Source organism: Dysgonomonas gadei ATCC BAA-286 (genome assembly GCF_000213555.1).
Lineage (GTDB): Bacteria > Bacteroidota > Bacteroidia > Bacteroidales > Dysgonomonadaceae > Dysgonomonas > Dysgonomonas gadei.
Genome location: NZ_GL891983.1, coordinates 167,698 through 187,273 on the forward strand (window position 1 = coordinate 167,698; position 19,576 = coordinate 187,273).

Genomic DNA, 19,576 nt, shown 5'->3' on the forward strand with positions numbered 1-19,576 from the left:
GATAGCTTTTAGCCGTTAGCTATCGCATAAGTGATTTACAGTTAGCAGCAAACAGTATTTTCACGCACAGATGCTAAGGTGCAAAGTCCAATTCATCATTTATAACTCATAATTCATAACTTATTGCCGAATTCACGTTTATTGACCATATTTAGTTAAAACCTGACACATCTGACAGTTTTTTTATTGTTTTTATCTTGTCATTTTTGCATCTGCTAACTATATATGGTTAAAAAGTAACCAAGGTAACAGGGAAAGCAATTAAGAATTAAAGCCAATCAGTAATTGAGACAGTATATTGTAATATAAAAATGTTAGATTTTTTCTAACGCGCCTGTCGGCTTGTTTTTCATTTTGCCTTGATGCAAAACGAAACAAAAAATCAAGGCTGCATCCCTCCGGCGACCCAAAACCGCAGCTCCGGTGGGGCAAAATAATACGGAGTCATCTCTAGCCGGATTATCAGCCGTGTATAGCAGCTATCCTATTTTGCCCTACACCTCCACTTTACGGATTGGGTGCCCCGCCTGCGGAATGAGGCCGGAATCGCGATGCGGCGACAGGACAGTGTCTTTTCATGCTTTAGCTCCGCGTGCGTCAGCCCTTGCGCATTAGTGACGCAGGCGGGGTACCCAATCCGTTGCAGGCGGCGTAGAATCAAACGGGGCGATAGCCCGTGTGTTTGATTCAGCCGACGAAACGGTTTTGGGTCGCCGAGGAACGAAGCGCTAGCCTTTTGGTTCGTTTTGGGCAATGCCAAAATGAACATTCTGACGAAACGAAGTGAAGTCGATAAGAATAGAACGTTAAAATGTAACAAACATAACTGTCTTTTCAGTCATTTACTAATATGCCATTCAATACATCAAAGAGCTATCAGCTAATAGCTAAAGACTATCGGCTCTTATTATATAGATAAAATTACTCCATTCCCATCATAGAAGAAAACTTCATTTTTTCGTTTTTATAGAAACAAAAAAGATGTATCCAATGAATACATCTTTTTTGTGAATGGAATACCTAATTATAAAAACAGGTATAATCTATTCATATAATCATCTGTAAAAAGACTGACTTCCCAACCGAGTTTCTTACAGTTTCTTTACTATCTGAGTAACATCAACAAGGCTGAAAGCTTCTCTGAAAATCTTCAAGATTTCATTGTAGGTAGAAGAATATTCAGCTTCTACTTCAAAACTCTGAACGCCGAACGGACGACATTCGTTAATTTTGGCCTCATGGCTACTTCCAATGTTGTAAATTCTTTCCATAACTTGATTTTTTAGAGAAAATAAAACAGCAGTATAACTTATTTTGAAACATAAAAAATCATCAATACTTTGTCTTATTTCACTGTATAAACAAATATAACGATAATAACATATTTTTGCAAACTTTTGTTTCGTAAAAATTCATTTTTAACATCACAGATTTATCGCCATCTTCAACAAATGACTAAACAACTGTATATGATCTATTTAAAATAAATAATCATTTACTAAACTTCAAGACAAAGAGCTATAGAGAACAAATTATATTTCAGATCAAAACTTTTTCGATTTCGAAAAGAAACTTTTAGAAGATTTCGTCGAAACTTTATTCGAAACCTAAATTAACCCAAAGCTTTTGCTAAAATCGAAATAGGATGTTCACAACGCTTTGTTGTGGACATTTCTATCTGCCATTTACATGTTTCGCAATCGGTTACTACATAATCTATATCACTTGCTTCTATCTGCCCGAACAAAGGCGCGCCAATATCCTGAGATGTTTTATAATTCTCCTTCTTAAACCCATAGGTCCCCGCGATACCACAACATTGCGAATCAAGAACTTTCAGTTCTATATTCGGAATCAGTTTCAATAATTCTATCGAATAGTACGACCATCCCAGTTTTTCCATATGACAGGGTGTGTGATAGGCTACCTTTATTTTTTCTTTACCGAATTTCAACTTTACATCTGTTGTACTTAACAGACGATATATATAACGCGTCGCAAGCTCTACATTATCCCTTACATCGGATGTATCTATATCCAGTAAATGAGGATATTCGTCCCGTATGGTAAAAGTACAGGTAGAAGAAGTTGCCACCACGGGGATATTCTTTTCCAATACCGATTCCCTGATAGAAGTCATATTCACCTCCGCCTGTTTCTTCGCCTGATCTATAAGGCCATTGGAAATCAATGCCACACCGCAACACTTCTCTTTTCTAAGCAACTGAACACCAATCCCAAGTGCATTAAACACCTTTACCAAATCTTTTCCCAACTGCGGATTATTATAATTGGCATAGCAGCCATGAAAATAGCTGACTTGCTCCTTAAATTTCTTTTGCTTATCCGCCTGTTTTTTATACCAGCTTTCGAATGTACCAAACGAATATTTCGGGAAAGTACGGTGGTGATCTATCTTCAAAGCAACATCCAGTAGTGACTTCATCGGCTTCAATCCTAAAGCCAGATTTACAATGGGTGCAAAGGGAGTAGCCAGCGAGCCTACAATATCCGTATTGGCAAGAATATAATCCCTCAATTTCGGTTTTTTCTTACTGTATTTTATACGTGCCGACTGAATAATGTCGCCAATCTTCACATTAGAAGGGCATGCCACTTCACACCTCTTGCAATTGATGCAATACTTCAATGCTTCATCGTAAAAATTCGACTTTTTCAGACGCAGACGTTCTCCGTCTGGACCGGCCTGCTTCGGTCCGGGATAGTCGGGGTTTACAGCTGCCACAGGACAATATACCGTACAGATGGTGCATTTGATACATTGTTCGAAATTATTATCGCTTATGTTATGTTGCTGAAGATTCATAACCGTTCTCCTTCCAGGTCTCAGACCTATTATTTTTTTTACTTACTTAATATTTTATCCGCTATAAACAAGGCGCTAAGGATGGAAACCCCTGCCCCACTGCCCTCTTTTACGGGATTGAATCCCTCCAGAACCGCACCGGAAACATATAGGTTTTCTACAACTTTACCTTTACGCAAAGCATTGAATGTTTCATTTGTCTTTACGCCAAATTCCTGATAATTCTGGCTATCGAACATATTCCGGTTGTACCAGTCTTTCCTGTCGGAATTGAAAGACACATCCAGGTCGAATACAGGCTCGTAAACCCGCGAACGGGTAGCAATCAATCCCTGACTGAAATAGCTTCCTGTTGCCAGAACTATATTATTAGCACTGAAAGGGATATTACCGTGATTGTAGGAATAAACCTTCGTCACCCTGTTATCTTCCACACCAGCCCGCTTCACCGTATCGCCCAACATATATACACCTCCCGAATGAATAAAATAATCATGCATATACTGTTGCGTGTGTATTCCTATTATAGACGGCGGCAATGTCGGAATCAGGTATATCGGCTTACCTGTAGCCCTCCCCAAGGCAGGAAGCATATTTGCATTTTCCAATCCGAAACACGCCGGAAAGATGATAGCATCGCTATCCGGCGCCGCCTTACCCAATATCCTTATCAATTCATCTTTATTAGATTCCTTATCGAGTATCCGTGCGATATTTGTCGAACGCAACTCACTCGGATTGCGGCGGAGATGATCCAGACCGGGCAGGCTAAACAGATGAATATCGCTCTTCGTACCTATTTTAGCAAATTCGTCCGCTATAAACTGAGGATAGAAATCAAGGAATCCGGCAATATTAAAAATCGAGACTTTCCTCCACGGCAATTCCCGTTCCGATTTACTGACAGCAAAATCAGATGTCGACAACCAGGTAGGTTTCAATGTTCCCATAGGAGTTATCCGGTAATGATTTTCCATAGAATCACCTTGAAAAGAGAGGCCTATTCCTCTGAGAAAAGCTTCTGATTCACCCGCCAATTCACAAAATTTATCTCCACCTAATTTTGCATACGGATGGCAAGGCGACATCCGGATCAAATCCTTTACAGACTTCTGCGGATTAGTCACCACTTCGCCATCAGGTAATACATTCAACAAGTCGAACGAACCTGATGAAAAATGCAACGCACTCTGCCCCGAAGATACAATCGCACAACGGTGTCCGTGCTGCAACAAACGTATTCCACATACAAGGCCGGATAAGCCTCCTCCTATAATTACAGTATCAAACTTCATCTTTTCCTTCTTGTTTTTGTGACAACTTCAATCCGCACACACTTTCGTATACCCAGTTTGTATATTCGCTCTCACGCAACGTATCGCCCCATGCTATGGGATAAATACCTTTCCAGCGTTCGTTCAGGAAGTAAGCCAGGTCTTCTTTGGCACTCTTTGTGCACAACTTATCCACATCACTCATAATACCGGCGGCACGGCAGGCACACAGTTCCCCCTGACATGTTCCCATCCCTACACGTGTACGGCGACGAAGGTCAACCAGATTGGTCACATTCAGTTCTTCCAACGCATATTTCACCTCACCTACCGACACCTCTTCACATTCGCAGACCAAACTGTTATCATCCTCTGTATTTCCCGATAAATTACCGGCCATATCGCCATGACGATAAATAGCGGATTTACGCTGTGCCGTGGGAAGTGATATTATTTTTTTACTTATATCTTCCATTTTCTCCCGCGAACCGGGCAGATTCTCTTCGGCTGTAGTACATTTATTTGACACATTCAGTTTTTGACATACAAGGTCGGTAGCCCATTCTGCCATCAGGCGGTAAGTCATTAATTTACCCCCTGTAATAGTAATATATCCTTCCAAACCGTCACGTTTTGCATGATCGAGCAAGACAATACCCCGGCTTACATTACGTCCTGTAGGGTCATTATCAGAAGCGACTAAAGGCCGTACTCCTGCATAAGCCCGTAATATACGTGTCCGATTGAGTATCGGGGCTAACTTCTCCCCTTCACGGATAAGCGTATCCACTTCTTCCGGAGTTACAATCATATTATCTATCTGATCGTATGGAATATTGCTCGACGTAGTTCCTATCAGCGATATCGTATCTCCGGGTACAAGTATATCGGCATCGGCAGGCTTTCGACACCTGTTCAGTACCATATTGTTTACCCGGTGACCAAAAATCAACAAAGCCCCTTTAGCCGGAAGCATACTTACTTTTACTTCTGCAAACTCAGAGATATGTTGTCCCCAAATACCTCCTGCATTTACTACAACAGAAGCATACAGTTCTTTTGCTTCTTTCGTTTTATGGTCAAAAGCCTTTACCCCCACAATCCGATCTTGTTCGCGAATCAGTCCTACTACTTCATTATATGTATAAACCACCGCACCGTAATTCTTCGCATCTATCATATTGGAAGCAGTAAGGCGAAAGGGATCGACAGATCCATCGGGCACTTTTACTGCACCTATGATATCCTTATTAGCAGATGGCTCCATTGACAGTGCTTCCCCCGGATCTATTATTTGCGCATTGATACCCGCGACAGTACAGGCTTCAACAAATTTCGACTGATAAGCTATGTCATCTTCAGGCAACGTGAGAAATAACCCATCTGTTTCCTCTATACAATGACTGGCTATTCTTTTCAGAATCATGTTCTCTTTTATACATTCTTCTGCCGACTCCCTATCAGTGACAGCATAACGCGCACCACTGTGAAGCAAACCATGATTGCGTCCGGTAGCACCTGTCGCTATATCAAATCTTTCCAACAACAGTACATGCAAGCCACGGCGGGAGCAATCACGGGCAACTCCTGCTCCGGTAGCACCTCCTCCGATAATGATAACATCGAACAACTTAGCTGAATTCGGCTGATTGATATCCATGCATTAGTTTTTTTAGTTTCACTATACAAAAAAAGTAAAATTTCGGAATATTTCAAAATATTTTCGAAACTATTTGAAATATTTCGAAACTTATTCTTATAAAGAAAGCTGAGACAATTACCTGTCCGCTAAACTTTATTGGTAATTAATTGTTTTATTATTGACATATTTAAATACAAAAGGTATGAAACAACTGACACTTGCTTTATTTTTTAGCTTAATAATGATATCCATGGTTCAGGAGGACAAAACCGTATATGATTTCAAGGTAACGGATATCGACGGAAAAGAATTTGATTTTTCATCCTTAAAAGGAAAAAAGATTCTGGTTGTAAATGTAGCTTCTAAATGTGGTTTAACTCCTCAATATACAAAGTTACAGGAACTATATGAAAAATATAAAGATAACAATTTTGTGATCGTAGGCTTTCCGGCCAACAACTTCAATGGACAGGAGCCAGGAACAGACGAGGAGATCAAAACATTCTGTACGCTAAATTATAACGTATCCTTCCCGATGATGAGTAAAATAGATGTAGTTGGAGAAAACAAAGCCCCAATCTATAAATGGCTTACCGAAAAAGCCGAAAATGGAAAATTGGATACCGAAGTACAATGGAATTTTCAAAAGTTTATGATTGACGAAAACGGCCATCTGGTTGATTTCGTTCCTCCGCGTGAAGATCCATTTTGCGACAAAATAGTAAAATGGATTGAATAAAAATAAACACTTAATTGTCTATTTATATAATTAAGTTTTTAGAATCTATCAAGATAAAGCTACGGCTAGATAAGATAGTGACAAAAATATACCTCAAATCATTCAAGCCATAATCTTACTTTTAGTAAGACCCCACCCTATAGACAAAATAAATGCAAGAGGGCATCCGCAATTATATGCGAATACCCTCTTTGTTATATTTATATGTCTATATAATTATAATTCTAAAGATTGTTTCGTCGTCTCGATGTGGTCACTCCTCTATATACCATATATAATAATAATATAGACAAAATAATAGGTAAGGAAATATCACCTATCGGAGCACCGACATTACCTGGATTAGACCACTCATCTTCACCCGGCAAGAATGGATCTTCCCAAGAACTCGATTTGGCCAAAAAGCCCCGTGCCGGTGCTGCCAAAGCCGAAGTTTGAGTTTCACTGGCTATAGATCTCTTCTCTTTTTTCAGATATGAAGTTGAAGGTAAATCATTTGTTATAACCGGAGCATCAAGTATCTCGTCTGCCTGGATGGATACTGAAGGAATCGTTAAACAAAAGAATAACGTCAAAAACATTAATATTCGTAGTTTCGTTTTCATCTATCTTTATTTTACGTGCGTCGTCGTGTCTGTGTAATTAACTTAGCTTTCGTCGTTGTATTTAGTTCTGTAAATTCACAAATTTAACTGTATGATTTCTTTTCCCTGTAATTTTTACAATGTATGTCCCAATATTCAGTGGTTTTACATATGACCACGGTTGTTGTAATTCTGTAATCTTTGTGCGTCCCATCAGACGTCCTTGCATATCGTAGATAACAACATCACTATTCACATCATCTTCAATTAAACCGGATATGTATAAAGTGGATGAATTATAATAGCAAGATATTGCCTTTTGTTCATTATCAATAACAGAGCCTCCGGCATCATAGAAGCGAAGAATAAAACGATTATCATTTACTTCACTTGTAGAATTCGATGCAGCCTCTGATACAAATGCATATTCAGTTTCAGGTGTAATCTTCACTGCCTTATTATCTAAATACCGATCAACAAGCCATACACCCGGAACAGATTCTATATTTTCCAACCCATAAAACTTCAGGGTCATCTCCTGAGTTGAGGAAGGTGGTACGAAGTACAGAGCTAATTCTTTCGTCTGCGTAGGAATAGCATTTCCTAAGAGATTTTCCTGATCACTGGATTTTGTATAAACAATTGCTTTACTTTGTTCGAATGACGTCTTAGTCGGCTTACCGTTTACTACATCCACATATGTCTCAAATGCCTGGGATATACCCTTCCTAGTATCATACGAATCCTCTTTATACTGGATCTTAGCATTATCGTTAAATATCACGGTTGCCCTGTCAGCTACACCGTTATTACTCTTAGCCTCTACAATAAACCAGTCTTTCATCACAGAAGAATTGTCACTACTAACCGATGCCTTAGTCGCCTCCGCGCTCTTAGTAAAACGGGTCAACCCAAAAACCTGCAAATCCGGATCAAGTTTGATAGTTATAGGCTTGCTCGCCTGCAAGCAAAACATTTGCATAGGAGAAATCACATGCTGCAATGGATTAATAATAGGTGCTGCTACTCCAGTTCTTCCATCCTGAACTTCATATACAGCCGATGTACCGTCACGGCTAACAAAATCATAGGTTGTCTTGTAATTGTAGATATTTTTGACAGGATCATATTTAACCAAAGCCTGATTTATCATCCAATATTTAGCCCTTATATCTGCTGCTGAAGAAACAGAAGATATTATCACCTTATTAGATTGGTCTGGTGAAAATAAGGTAGATTGAAATCCGTTCGCAATAGTCGAAGCCTCTGGAAGCTCAGTATAAGTAGTCCCATCACTTTCAGGATTGGCATTAAAGCCTAACAGGGGATTCAAACTTATCGGAGCCATAAAAGGATTACCCAAAAAGTTCAAGCCTTGCTCCAAATCCACGATCACAGCTCCGGTATTAAACTTTTCCTGCGTCATCAATTCGTATCTGGACCTGTCTTTACCATTTTCTATCCACTTAGGATCATTCAAACCATTCACTGGCAATCCCGGATCTGAATATGCGTTACCCGAACTAAATTCAGTTGCATTATATAAGAACCGGCTGAATCCTTCCATTGCACCATTAGGTGCGGCCAGATCATAAAAGATCTTCCTGTTAAAAGTGTATCCTCCTCTTGCACGTTTGGTATTTTTTATTCCCTTAGTAGGAGAGTTAAAGAAGTTCCATCTTTCATTAATATTATCCGGTCCCGTTGTATGGTCTGCATGTGAAACTTCCATACTGATAAAATACCCACGTCCGGCTTTCATTCTAAAGAAAGGATCGACTACAGGTCCTTCATAAGAAGTAATGCTGCTTCCGTTTGGCTTAGTCAATGTATGGTAGAACATATAATCGGCTCCCAATTGCTCGAATGGAGGAGTAAATCCTGTCAGCCTGTTCCATCCTGCTCCCCCGTTAGGATTGGTGCCGTCTGTTCTGAGCGTTTTACCGAAAGTACTGGGGTCCGTAATTTTGTCACTGGTAAAGTGTCCATCGTCAGTAGATGCACTTCCATCCGCTGTGAAATTATACAATTTCAAATCCACCTCGCTATAAGTTGCTAAAGCTACCGGATCTGAAGCTGTCGTTGAGTAAACATTTTTAACTCTGGCAAAACCGGTATTTACTAATAAGGGTTCAGTAACCCCATCCGCATTTACAGCCAAACGATTATTTCCGTTTGCACGGATGTAATCTACAGAAATTGCGGCCGAAACATTAACCAACAGGTTATTATTTGTTTTATTCTCAATACTAATTGTAGGAAAATCGATCCATTTATTTTTTTTCTGATTCTTCGTATAACTGTCCGCACTCGATAACAATGATATAGCCGATCCGTCATTCTTAGTCCCATATATATGTTGCTGAGCAGTACCGATAAAAGCAATAACACCGTCTTTTTCATCATTATTCGCCTTGCCGACAAAAAGCTGTGGAGAATCTTCCGTATTATCAGCAGGATCTTTTGCGTTTATAAGATTCCCGGTTATTTCCGTACGTCCTTTCTGCATAATCGCCGCACCTGTGGCAAATTTAGCTGAACCGCTGATATATAATGTTGTTGACGGACTTTCGCCTTTATCCGCAGCAGTTCCGGTATCTTTGTATTTGACATAAGTTTTACCTTTGGAGTAAAATATCACATCAGATTGCCCTTTAAGGAATAAAGGCAGAAGAAGTAATACGACTAATACTAATCGAAGTTTCATTATTGTAGTTTTATTAAAGTCAGTCAAAATCAAAATGTTATCCTAAAAATACCATAAGGAAGACAAGTTTATAAAGTTTCATGTATCTTCAAAATTCCCTACAAAGATAGAGTTTTTTTTCTTATCAATGAACATTTTAGGTCATTTTTTAGTTAAAAATAACATGTTCTCTATTACATACAAGAATATACGCCAATCAACTGGTATACAATCACAAATGACGCCCCCTCAATAAATCATTTACAGTTTTTACTGGATTAAATGTCTCAATAGGAACTTCCACAAATATTGTATTCCAGTCAGACATAGCTCCATTCCATAATCCGGGCAATTCCAAAGCCTTAAGTTCCTTACCATTTTTCGATTTGATAGATATAAATCCTGTATTGTAATCCACATAATCTTTCAGATTGAAATGATATCCTCTGTAATCTTTTACACTACATACAATATCTACAGGATTAAAGTGTGTTCCACTTTTAAACATCTCTTTTTTTGCCTCATCCGACATATCTATCTGCGAACTTTCCAGAATCTGTGGAGATACCGTTCTATCCGAATTCACCGCCAGAAACGGCCCTCCGCCCGGCTCTCCGACATTCCTTACCATGCCGCAAACGCGACATGGCCTGTCGAGCTTACGTTTTAGATAAAGAACAAGCTCTGCATCTTCCAGAAATTTCGTTTCCGGATTCTTCACATTCAGCACACTCTGCACAAAATGCAAAATTTTCAACAATTCGTCATGAGTATATTTTCCACTATCTAAAAGCTTCAGATAATCGAAAATTTCTCCCTGAGTTTCCACCAGCACACCTGCCAGTATCTTTTTATATTTAGTTTCAATTTCTTTGTATTTATCGGGGACTGTATTATCTATATTTTTCACAAATATAATATCTGCATCCAAATCGTTCAGATTCTCAATCAATGCCCCATGCCCCCCAGGCCTGAATACGATCTTGCCATTATCTCTGAATGGCTCATTATTTGCATCCACCGCAACAGTATCAGTACTGGCCTTTTGCTCACTAAAACTCACATTATAGTTCACTGATAACTCTTTTTCAGTTTTTTCTTTTTCCGAACCGATCAGCTTTTCAAATAAGCTTCGATGCTCTGGAGATACTGTGAAATGAAGATTTATCTCCCCCTCGTCATTGCGGGCATACAGATAACCTTCCTGTAAATGTTCTTCGGCCGGAGTCCGGGAAGATCCATCGTAGCGGTGAAACCGAAGTAACCCTTTAGGCAAACTTCCATAATTAAGACCTTCTGCTTTCAGCAGATTCTTCACAACGGGTTTATAGTCGCCACCGGCCAACAAAGTATTGATGTCTTTACCTTCATTTTTTATACAAGCCGCATCCAACTCTTCATAAAAAGCGAACTTTTCAAGTCCTTCAAAAAAAGCTTTTTCAAATGCAGATGTGGGTACGCTGTAAGGTGCATCCAGAAATTCAAACAAATCCTTAAACATTCTGCTGGCAGCACCTGAGGCCGGGACAAACTTCATTATTTTACGACCCGAAGATGCATATTTACTCCATGCATCCAAATATTTTTGTTCCTCGCCGGCAGTAACCACCATTATTCCTTTTTCTACCGAAGCAGGAGCTGATATTTCCAAGAATGGAAATCCTTTTTTGAAACTGTCGATTTGCTGTTGAAATCCTTCCGGGGAAATACCTTTTTCCTCAAGGTAAAGTTTATCTGATTCTGTGATCATAGCCTTACGTTATACATCTATATTATTAAAGTCCAACTGCAAAACTAACAAAAATATCGCAAAGTTACCCCAACTGTTTAAAAAATTCCCATATAACAATACCCGCTGCAACGGAAACATTCAATGAATGTTTTGTTCCATACTGAGGAATTTCGATACAGCAATCACATAAATCCACAACCTCCTGCCGGACGCCTTTCACTTCGTTCCCTAAAACGACAGCATATCCTTTTGCCTTATCCACCACCAGTTCATCGAGCATAATACTGCGCTCAGCCTGCTCTATAGCACAAATAGTAAAGCCTCTGTCTTTCAATCCCCTGAGAGCGTCTCTTGTATCTTCATAATACACCCAATCTACAGAATTTTCAGCTCCCAAAGCTGTTTTGTGTATCTCTGCATTCGGCGGACAAGCTGTTATCCCGCATAGATAAACAGATTCTATCAAAAATGCATCTGAAGTACGAAAAACCGATCCTATATTATTCAGACTCCTTACATTATCTAAAATAACAACCAGCGGAGTTTTTTCCGCGTCCTTAAATTCGTCTATCGAAATCCTGTTAAGTTCCGTTATTTTTTTAACCCTCATAGCTCCTAATCAATCAGAATAACACTTGCATAATCCAACTGCGCTCCAATAGGCGGATTGCGTTTTGATAGTTTAAGCTCGACACTTTCTATTTGAGTATATTTATTCTTTAGACGATCGATTATACGTTTCGCTGCATGCTCCAATAATTTTGACGGTATCATCATCTCTATTCTAACATCCTCATAAACATCTGCATAGCTTATAGTATCATTCAGATCGTCTGACACAGACGCTTCCCCGAGGTCTACTTCAATCTTCAGATTAATGACATAAACATTCCCGACCACCCTCTCCTGATCAAAAACGCCATGATTGGCATAAAAGGTCAGGTTTTCTAATAATATAAAACTTTTCACAATTATGTTGTATTTTGATTATTCGACAAGCAAAGATAGGTAAAAAGATGCACTTCTAATGATTTCCCGGTCATACAGGAAACATGTTATAAACTATTAAAACCATTGCTATTTTTGATGAAGAAACTTATAGTTCTGATGATTTTTAACTAAGTTTGTTTTCTAATAAACCCGAACAAATTAGTAGCATGGCAAAAATCAAAGAGGTTATAACAACAGCCAACACTCACAACATCCTCGCCTCAGGTACGCAAATAACAGGCGACATCAGTGCTGAAGAAGATTTTCGGATAGATGGCACAATAGAAGGAAATGTAAATTGTAAAGGAAAAATTATAGTAGGAAACAACAGTAAAATTACGGGCGACATAAACTGTTCCAACATAGAAATATGGGGAACCGTAAACGGAGATATCTCATGTGTCGAAAATGTTATACTCAGAGCGTCCTCGTTCCTGAAAGGGAATATAAAAATGGCAACAATAGAAATCGAACCCGGTGCTAAATTTGATGGTAGCTGTTCGATGTATAAAGAATAATAATATTTATACAAATATAAATTATACAATATATGAGCAATACAATTCATAAAAGACTGAATTCTTTACGCAAATTCATGGAAGAGAAGGGATTACATGCCTTTATTATTCCCAGTACAGATTCTCACTTGAGCGAATACCCTGCGTCACACTGGGCTTCAAGAGAATGGATAAGCGGCTTTACAGGGTCGGCCGGAACAGTGGTTGTAACCCGCGAAAAAGCCGGACTATGGACAGACTCGCGCTACTTCCTTCAGGCAGCAAGCGAACTGGACGGTACAGGAATAGATTTGTTTAAAGATGGCCTGCCTCAGACTCCCGCCATTGATGAATGGCTGGCTTCTGAATTGGGAGAAGGTGAATATGTAGGAATAGATGGTAATGTATATGCCGCAAAAGAAGCATTTAGCCTGACACATAAACTGAATATAAAAGGACTGCATCTGATCAGCGATTACGATCCGTTCGATACTGTTTGGCACGACAGACCTGAAATTCCCAAAAATCCGTTCTTTGTACTTCCTGAAAAGTATACAGGAGAACCCGCACACAAAAAAATAGCGCGTATATGTAACAATATTGAAAAGAATGGAGCCGAATCGTTACTTGTCGCATCATTAGATACTATTGCTTGGATATTCAACATTAGGGGAAATGATGTAAAATGCAACCCTGTAACTGTAAGTTATGCCTATATTTCACGTAAGGAAACGGTACTGTTTATTGACCCGAAAAAACTTTCTGAAGAAACTACAAGTTATCTGAAAGCGGAGGGAGTAACAATTGCGGAATACTCTAAAGTATATGATTATGTATCAAAAATAAAAACATCTGTTTGCCTCGACAGCAGCAAAATAACTTTCAGCTTATATAATACAATCCCGACAGAGAACAGGATCGTAGATATTCCATCTCCGGCCGATTTGATGAAAAGCATAAAAAACGAAGCCGAAATACAAGGGTTCAACAACGCGATGGAACGCGATGGAGTAGCCTTGGTACGCTTCTTTATGTGGCTCGAAAAAGCGATACCGAAAGGTGGCGTTACAGAAATTATGATCCCTGAAAAACTGGTAGAATACAGAAGTCAGCAAGATAACTTTGTAGGGGAAAGTTTTGACACCATCTCAGGTTACGGCCCTAATGGAGCCATCGTGCATTACCATGTATCACCTGAAAGTTCGGTTGAAATCAAACCTGAAGGTTTCCTGCTGGTAGATTCCGGCGCGCAATACTTTGACGGCACTACCGACATCACCCGTACTGTAGCTGTAGGTCCGCTTACTGAGCAAATGAAAAAAGATTATACAATGGTTTTAAAGGGACATATCAGCCTTGCCACTGCCATTTATCCGCAAGGAACACGTGGCAGCCAGCTGGACATCCTTGCACGGAAATCCATGTGGGACAACGGTATAAATTATTTGCACGGAACAGGGCATGGCATCGGGCATTTCCTCAATGTACATGAAGGCCCGCAAAGCATCCGTATGAATGAGAATCCTACTACACTTCAGATCGGCATGGTTACATCCAATGAACCGGGGCTATACAGAGCCGGGAAATATGGTATCCGCACAGAAAACCTTATACTTACGCAGCATGAGACAACTACTGAGTTCGGTGATTTCTATTCGTTCAAAACTCTTACTCTTTGTCCGATAGACACAACACCGATAGTGAAAGAAATGCTGACTAAAGAAGAAATTATATGGTTCAACGAATACCACAAATTTGTATATGATCGCCTCTCCCCTCTGTTAACTGAGGAAGAAAAAGGCTGGTTAAAAGAAAAAACGAATGAAATATAATATACTAATTCTTATAAGCCTCCTCTTTGTATTTAAAGCGGAGGCTCAAAACAACACAGACAAAGACGAAGCAAGTTTTCACCTTGACGCAGACATTCCATCTCAAAAAAATAATATGCTGTACCTGGGCTACTATTGGAAAGGTACCACCTACGCACGCGATTCGGTACAACTATCCGGCGAAGGAAAAGCCAGAATCAGCATTCCGGAAGGATTAACTCCGGGACAATATTTCATTTTCATAAAACCTGACTTTCGCATAGACCTCCTTCTCGATAAAGGCGAAGATGATATACATCTATATATAAATGAAGAGGATTTTGCAAAAAGTACTATAACGGGCAGCCATAGCACCAAACTATTGTGGGCATATCTGGATAACATCCAAAAAAGGGATACAGAACGACGTAAATTGGAAAAACAACTTGAAGACTCATCCATTACCACTCAAAAAAGAAAGAATCTGGGTGAGGAAATTCAAAAACTAGATGAAAATACTCAGGCTTATATACAGAAGACAATAGAAGATAATAAAGATAACTGGTTTGGAGTTTTCCTGAAAGGGATGGAGTCTGTTACATTACCTTATAAACAGCCAAAAGACGGGAAAGAATTCCAAGAAAATAGGGAGTATGGCAAACGGCATTTCTTTGATAATATAGACCTCTCCGATCCCCGCCTATGGTCGACCAACTATATGAACAGCTACATAGATACTTATCTGCAACATTGGGTAGATCAGGTACCCGATTCGGTAGCCAGTGCTGCGAGCAGGCTTGTAGCCAAAACAAAAGGAAATGAATTTTGTTTTAAAGAGATGCTGTCGAAACTAACAAACGAATCACTAAAGAGCCTGAGAATGGGTGATGAAAATATCTGGGCACGTCTGGCTGAAGATTATATTTTCGACAAAGATATAGCATGGATCGATAGCACTCAAAATTCGGAATTACGGAGACAATACGAGCTGATTAAAAACAACCGTATCGGGATGAAAGCTCATAATCTGACCTTGCAAACGCTCAAAGGCTATACTATCAATACAAACGATATCGATGCGGAATATTTACTCTTATATTTTTATAGTCCAAGCTGTGGGCATTGCCAAACGGCTACACCCGAGCTTCACGACAAACTGTATGCAAAGTATAAAGATAGAGGGCTTAAGGTAGTAACGATCAATTTGAGCAACGAGAAACAAGAGTGGGAAAGATTTGTAAAAAGCAAAAACATAGGCGATTGGATAAATTGCGCCGATCCTGAATATAAATCCCAATATTGGATGTATTATGATACATCAGGTATTCCTGCTATCTTCGTTCTGAATAAAAACAAAACAATTATAGCAAAAAAAGTAGACGAACAAAACTTGGAAAAACTTTTCGATTATTATATAAATAACAATGGCATTAATTAAAGAAGTTAGAGGGTTCACTCCCGAAATAGGAAAAAATACATATCTGGCCGAGAATGCAACAATCATCGGCGATGTAGTTATAGGAAATGATTGCAGTATTTGGTTCAGCACCGTACTGCGTGGAGATGTAAATTCCATCCGTATAGGAGACCGTGTAAATATCCAGGATGGCAGTGTACTGCATACATTATACCAAAAGTCGGTAGTAGAGATTGGCGATGATGTTTCTGTAGGACACAATGTAGTCATACATGGGGCTAAAATAGAAAATGGGGCATTAATTGGTATGGGAGCCATCGTTCTCGACCATGCTGTTATCGGCGAGGGAGCCATTATAGCGGCAGGCTCTGTTGTACTTAGCGGTACACAGGTAGAACCGGGTAGTATTTATGCCGGCGTACCTGCCAAATTTGTAAAAAAAGTAGATCCCGAGCAAGCTAAGGAGATGAATCAGAAGATTGCAAAGAATTACCTGATGTATTCGGGCTGGTTCAAAGAAGAAGAGTAACTTGGAAAGAATATCGGTAAGGGAAATAAAAAAAGAGGAGCTCTTTGTTCTTGAAAGTATGCTGTATGAAGCAATTTATCAGGACGAAGGCTCCGCGCCTCTACCATACGATATAATCAAGAGTCCGGAAATAGACGCTTATATACACGATTTTGGTAAACTGAAAGATGATTACTGTCTGGTAGCAGTACTCAACGACAAGATAATAGGTGCAGTATGGATACGCATTCTGGCAGGAGAAGTAAAAGGCTTTGGAAATATAGATAATGAAACTCCTGAATTTGCAATCTCATTACTCAAAGAATACCGGAATCAGGGCTACGGCACATTATTAATGTCAAGGATGATAGAACACCTCCGCAAAGAAGGCTATAAACAAACATCCCTGAGTGTAGATAAGAATAATTATGCTGTGAGAATGTATCAGAAACTGGGATTTGGAATTATACAGGACAGGGAACATGATTATTTGATGGTATTGGATATCAAGAAAAAACACCAAATAATAAGTCCTGCCAGATACAATAAACAGTTGGGCATATTAATGATTGTATTCAATTCCGGTTGGCTGTATCTTGCTGTAAGCAGATTATACTCTCAACACTTTGGTGGAATACTATACTTCTTCATGTATCCCGATTGGTTTCTTGTCCTTGAAAGTATTTGTAGTATAATTGGTATTTTATTAGGAGTAGCTATTATATACAAAAGACTGAAATTCAGACATGGGTTACTGATAAATGCAACAATATTCTCCATTTGTATGTTTATTGGAATATATATTACATTGTAAAAAGCGCCATTATGAAAAAAGATGTTCTGAAAAAAATAATCGCTAAGCCCGGAGAAAAACATAAAGTCTCCGATTACCAAACAGGCTACACTGCCGGATTAAATAAAGACGAAGCAGAAAGACTACTGACTGAAAACACGGAAAAACTGGCAAAGCTCCAGGATAAACTCTATGCTCAGGATCGCTATTCCGTCCTTGTTATTTTTCAGGCAATGGATGCCGCCGGAAAAGATGGCACAGTAAAGCACGTCATGTCGGGTATTAATCCGCAGGGATGCCAGGTATATTCTTTCAAACAACCATCGGCCGAAGAACTCGACCACGATTATCTGTGGAGAATATATAAATGTTTGCCTGAGCGTGGAAGGATAGGTATATTCAATCGTTCACACTATGAAGACGTCTTGGTTGCCAAAGTACACCCCTCGATAGTACTGAACGGGAAACTACCTAAAATCAACAAAATAGAAGATATTGACGATAAGTTCTGGAAAAAGCGTTACAGGCAAATCAATGACCTTGAACGCCACCTGACCGAAAACGGAACCATAATACTAAAATTCTTCCTCAACGTATCACACGAAGAGCAAGAAAAGCGTTTTCTGGCAAGGCTTGACGATGAATCAAAAAACTGGAAATTCTCTGCATCGGATCTCAAAGAACGCGAACACTGGGACGATTATATGAAAGCATATTCCGATATGCTTACCCATACATCTACCGAAGATGCCCCATGGTATGTAATCCCGGCCGATAACAAATGGTTTATGCGATATGCGGTAGGAGAAATTATCTGTGACAGGATCAACGATCTCAAATTACATTATCCTGTATTAACAGAGACTGCTAAACAAGAATTAGAAGCAGCAAAAAAAATTCTGGCACCCCAAAACACTGAAGCGGAAAAGCCCAAAACTTCGCCGAGAACCCCAAAGGCTGCGAAAATAAAAACAATAAAAGATAAACAAGCCGCCAAATCTGACAGAAAAATAAGAAAGTCGTAAAGGAACAGAATATAGAATTCAGAAAATAAGAAAAACGCATTAAAGACCATCTTTTATGCGTTTTTATATTATAAAATCATGGGTGTATAATCACAGCCATTTCTTCTTCTTAAAATAAATCAGAATAACAGCCACAGCGAATATCATCAGCCCGATTGAGAATGCATACCCGAATTCCCAGCTCAGTTCCGGCATATCGCCAAAGTTCATCCCGTATATACTGGCAATAAGCGTAGGCGGCATAAATATAACGGAAATCACGGTAAACATCTTGATAATCTTGTTCTGCTCGATGTTAACAAACCCGAGGAAAGTATCCTGTAAATAATCCAGACGGTCGAAACTGAAACGAATATGTTCGAGCAGGGAATTTATATCTTTAATAAGAATGGTAATCCTGCCATGCAGTTCCTTTGGCATCAGTTCACTTTTCAACATACTGGATACAGCACGCTGTTTGTCTATAATATTCTCACGCAGCATCATTGTCTTTTCCTGAAGGTTCTTGATCTCCATCAAAAGCTCTTCATCGGCTTCCTGAATACTGATACTATTACTGAGGGTTGTGATCTCCTGTGTCATATCCTCCACCATATCTGCGTCTATCTCTACCCGTGTCTCCAGTATGGCCACAAATACATGATAACCTGTCGGATAAGTCTTCGGATTGGCCGATATTTTCTTTATTGTTTCATGGAAAGAAGTCAGGTCTTCGCCACGTACCGTTATCAGTATATTATTTTTTAGGATAAACGAAACAGGCTCCCGTTCAAAATTACTCAACAGGAAGTTAGAATTCACTACCAGAGAATCCGCAGTCTCCATATAACGGGACGACATCTCGATTTCGACCATTTCTTCCTCTTCCTGTATATAGATTTTCAGGTAGTCTTCCAGTTCGTTCTCTATTTCTTCATCTACATTGTTCAGGTCGATCCAAAGGAAGTTTTTAATGGGTGTAGTCTTCAGGAATTCAATGCTACGGCTCATTCTTATAGCATTGTCTTTATGGTAAAATAATTTTACTTCCGACATGAGCGCTTTCTTTTAA

At 39.3% G+C, this 19,576-nt stretch carries 17 protein-coding genes; 7 read left to right on the top strand and 10 right to left on the bottom strand.

Features of this window, described 5'->3' with window-relative positions; translation table 11 throughout:
• Positions 1-1,091: 1,091 nt before the first annotated feature.
• The 4 genes from HMPREF9455_RS10745 to glpA all read right to left on the bottom strand — a co-directional run bounded on the left by HMPREF9455_RS10745 (position 1,092) and on the right by glpA (position 5,761).
• Complete coding sequence (locus tag HMPREF9455_RS10745) at positions 1,092-1,271, bottom strand: hypothetical protein (protein ID WP_006799714.1); 180 nt, start codon at positions 1,269-1,271, stop codon at positions 1,092-1,094.
• 341 nt (positions 1,272-1,612) lie between these two features.
• Positions 1,613-2,827 (bottom strand): anaerobic glycerol-3-phosphate dehydrogenase subunit GlpC, encoded by a 1,215-nt coding sequence (gene glpC, locus HMPREF9455_RS10750; protein ID WP_006799715.1) that lies wholly within the window; start codon positions 2,825-2,827, stop codon positions 1,613-1,615.
• Positions 2,828-2,865: 38 nt separating this feature from the next.
• The gene (glpB, locus tag HMPREF9455_RS10755; protein ID WP_006799716.1) at positions 2,866-4,122 is read right to left on the bottom strand and encodes a glycerol-3-phosphate dehydrogenase subunit GlpB; all 1,257 of its coding nucleotides are present in this window, start codon (positions 4,120-4,122) and stop codon (positions 2,866-2,868) included.
• Positions 4,112-5,761 carry an anaerobic glycerol-3-phosphate dehydrogenase subunit A gene (gene glpA, locus HMPREF9455_RS10760; protein ID WP_006799717.1) on the bottom strand — a complete coding sequence of 550 codons (1,650 nt, stop codon included), beginning with the start codon at positions 5,759-5,761 and terminating at the stop codon, positions 4,112-4,114. Before glpA ends, glpB begins: the two co-directional genes overlap by 11 nt.
• A 184-nt stretch (positions 5,762-5,945) precedes the next feature.
• Between glpA and HMPREF9455_RS10765 the strand changes: the two genes are divergently transcribed.
• Positions 5,946-6,482, top strand: a complete 537-nt coding sequence (locus HMPREF9455_RS10765; RefSeq protein WP_006799718.1) for a glutathione peroxidase — start codon at positions 5,946-5,948, stop codon at positions 6,480-6,482.
• 224 nt (positions 6,483-6,706) lie between these two features.
• Here the strand turns inward: HMPREF9455_RS10765 and HMPREF9455_RS21065 are convergent, their stop codons facing one another.
• The 5 genes from HMPREF9455_RS21065 to folB form a co-directional block, all read right to left on the bottom strand.
• Positions 6,707-7,087, bottom strand: coding sequence for a hypothetical protein (locus HMPREF9455_RS21065; protein ID WP_006799719.1), 381 nt, complete (start codon positions 7,085-7,087; stop codon positions 6,707-6,709).
• A 61-nt stretch (positions 7,088-7,148) separates the two neighbouring features.
• Complete coding sequence (locus HMPREF9455_RS10775) at positions 7,149-9,773, bottom strand: T9SS type A sorting domain-containing protein (RefSeq protein WP_006799720.1); 2,625 nt, start codon at positions 9,771-9,773, stop codon at positions 7,149-7,151.
• 211 nt (positions 9,774-9,984) lie between these two features.
• Positions 9,985-11,502, bottom strand: a complete 1,518-nt coding sequence (locus HMPREF9455_RS10780) for a DUF4301 family protein (RefSeq protein WP_006799721.1) — start codon at positions 11,500-11,502, stop codon at positions 9,985-9,987.
• Positions 11,503-11,566: 64 nt separating this feature from the next.
• The gene (locus tag HMPREF9455_RS10785; protein WP_006799722.1) at positions 11,567-12,094 is read right to left on the bottom strand and encodes an RNA methyltransferase; all 528 of its coding nucleotides are present in this window, start codon (positions 12,092-12,094) and stop codon (positions 11,567-11,569) included.
• Between the two features lie 5 nt (positions 12,095-12,099).
• Positions 12,100-12,453, bottom strand: a complete 354-nt coding sequence (folB, locus tag HMPREF9455_RS10790; RefSeq protein WP_006799723.1) for a dihydroneopterin aldolase — start codon at positions 12,451-12,453, stop codon at positions 12,100-12,102.
• 188 nt (positions 12,454-12,641) lie between these two features.
• On the opposite strand from folB, the gene HMPREF9455_RS10795 reads away from it, so the two are divergent.
• The 6 genes from HMPREF9455_RS10795 to HMPREF9455_RS10820 are packed head-to-tail and all read left to right on the top strand — an operon-like array spanning position 12,642 to position 18,525.
• Positions 12,642-12,992: a bactofilin family protein gene (locus HMPREF9455_RS10795; protein ID WP_044215993.1), complete on the top strand. Its 351-nt coding sequence runs from the start codon at positions 12,642-12,644 to the stop codon at positions 12,990-12,992.
• Positions 12,993-13,024: 32 nt separating this feature from the next.
• Entirely contained in the window at positions 13,025-14,803 is a 1,779-nt protein-coding gene (locus HMPREF9455_RS10800; protein WP_006799725.1) for an aminopeptidase P family protein, read from the top strand.
• Entirely contained in the window at positions 14,793-16,220 is a 1,428-nt protein-coding gene (locus tag HMPREF9455_RS10805) for a thioredoxin-like domain-containing protein (protein WP_006799726.1), read from the top strand. Before HMPREF9455_RS10800 ends, HMPREF9455_RS10805 begins: the two co-directional genes overlap by 11 nt.
• Complete coding sequence (locus tag HMPREF9455_RS10810) at positions 16,207-16,728, top strand: gamma carbonic anhydrase family protein (protein ID WP_006799727.1); 522 nt, start codon at positions 16,207-16,209, stop codon at positions 16,726-16,728. The genes HMPREF9455_RS10805 and HMPREF9455_RS10810 overlap by 14 nt, the downstream gene beginning before the upstream one ends.
• A gap of 1 nt (position 16,729) precedes the next feature.
• Positions 16,730-17,521 carry a GNAT family N-acetyltransferase gene (locus HMPREF9455_RS21070; RefSeq protein ID WP_245532183.1) on the top strand — a complete coding sequence of 264 codons (792 nt, stop codon included), beginning with the start codon at positions 16,730-16,732 and terminating at the stop codon, positions 17,519-17,521.
• A gap of 11 nt (positions 17,522-17,532) precedes the next feature.
• Complete coding sequence (locus tag HMPREF9455_RS10820; RefSeq protein ID WP_006799730.1) at positions 17,533-18,525, top strand: polyphosphate kinase 2 family protein; 993 nt, start codon at positions 17,533-17,535, stop codon at positions 18,523-18,525.
• Between the two features lie 90 nt (positions 18,526-18,615).
• Here HMPREF9455_RS10820 and corA read toward each other — a convergent pair whose 3' ends face one another.
• Positions 18,616-19,560 carry a magnesium/cobalt transporter CorA gene (gene corA / locus HMPREF9455_RS10825; RefSeq protein WP_006799731.1) on the bottom strand — a complete coding sequence of 315 codons (945 nt, stop codon included), beginning with the start codon at positions 19,558-19,560 and terminating at the stop codon, positions 18,616-18,618.
• Positions 19,561-19,576 lie beyond the last annotated feature (16 nt).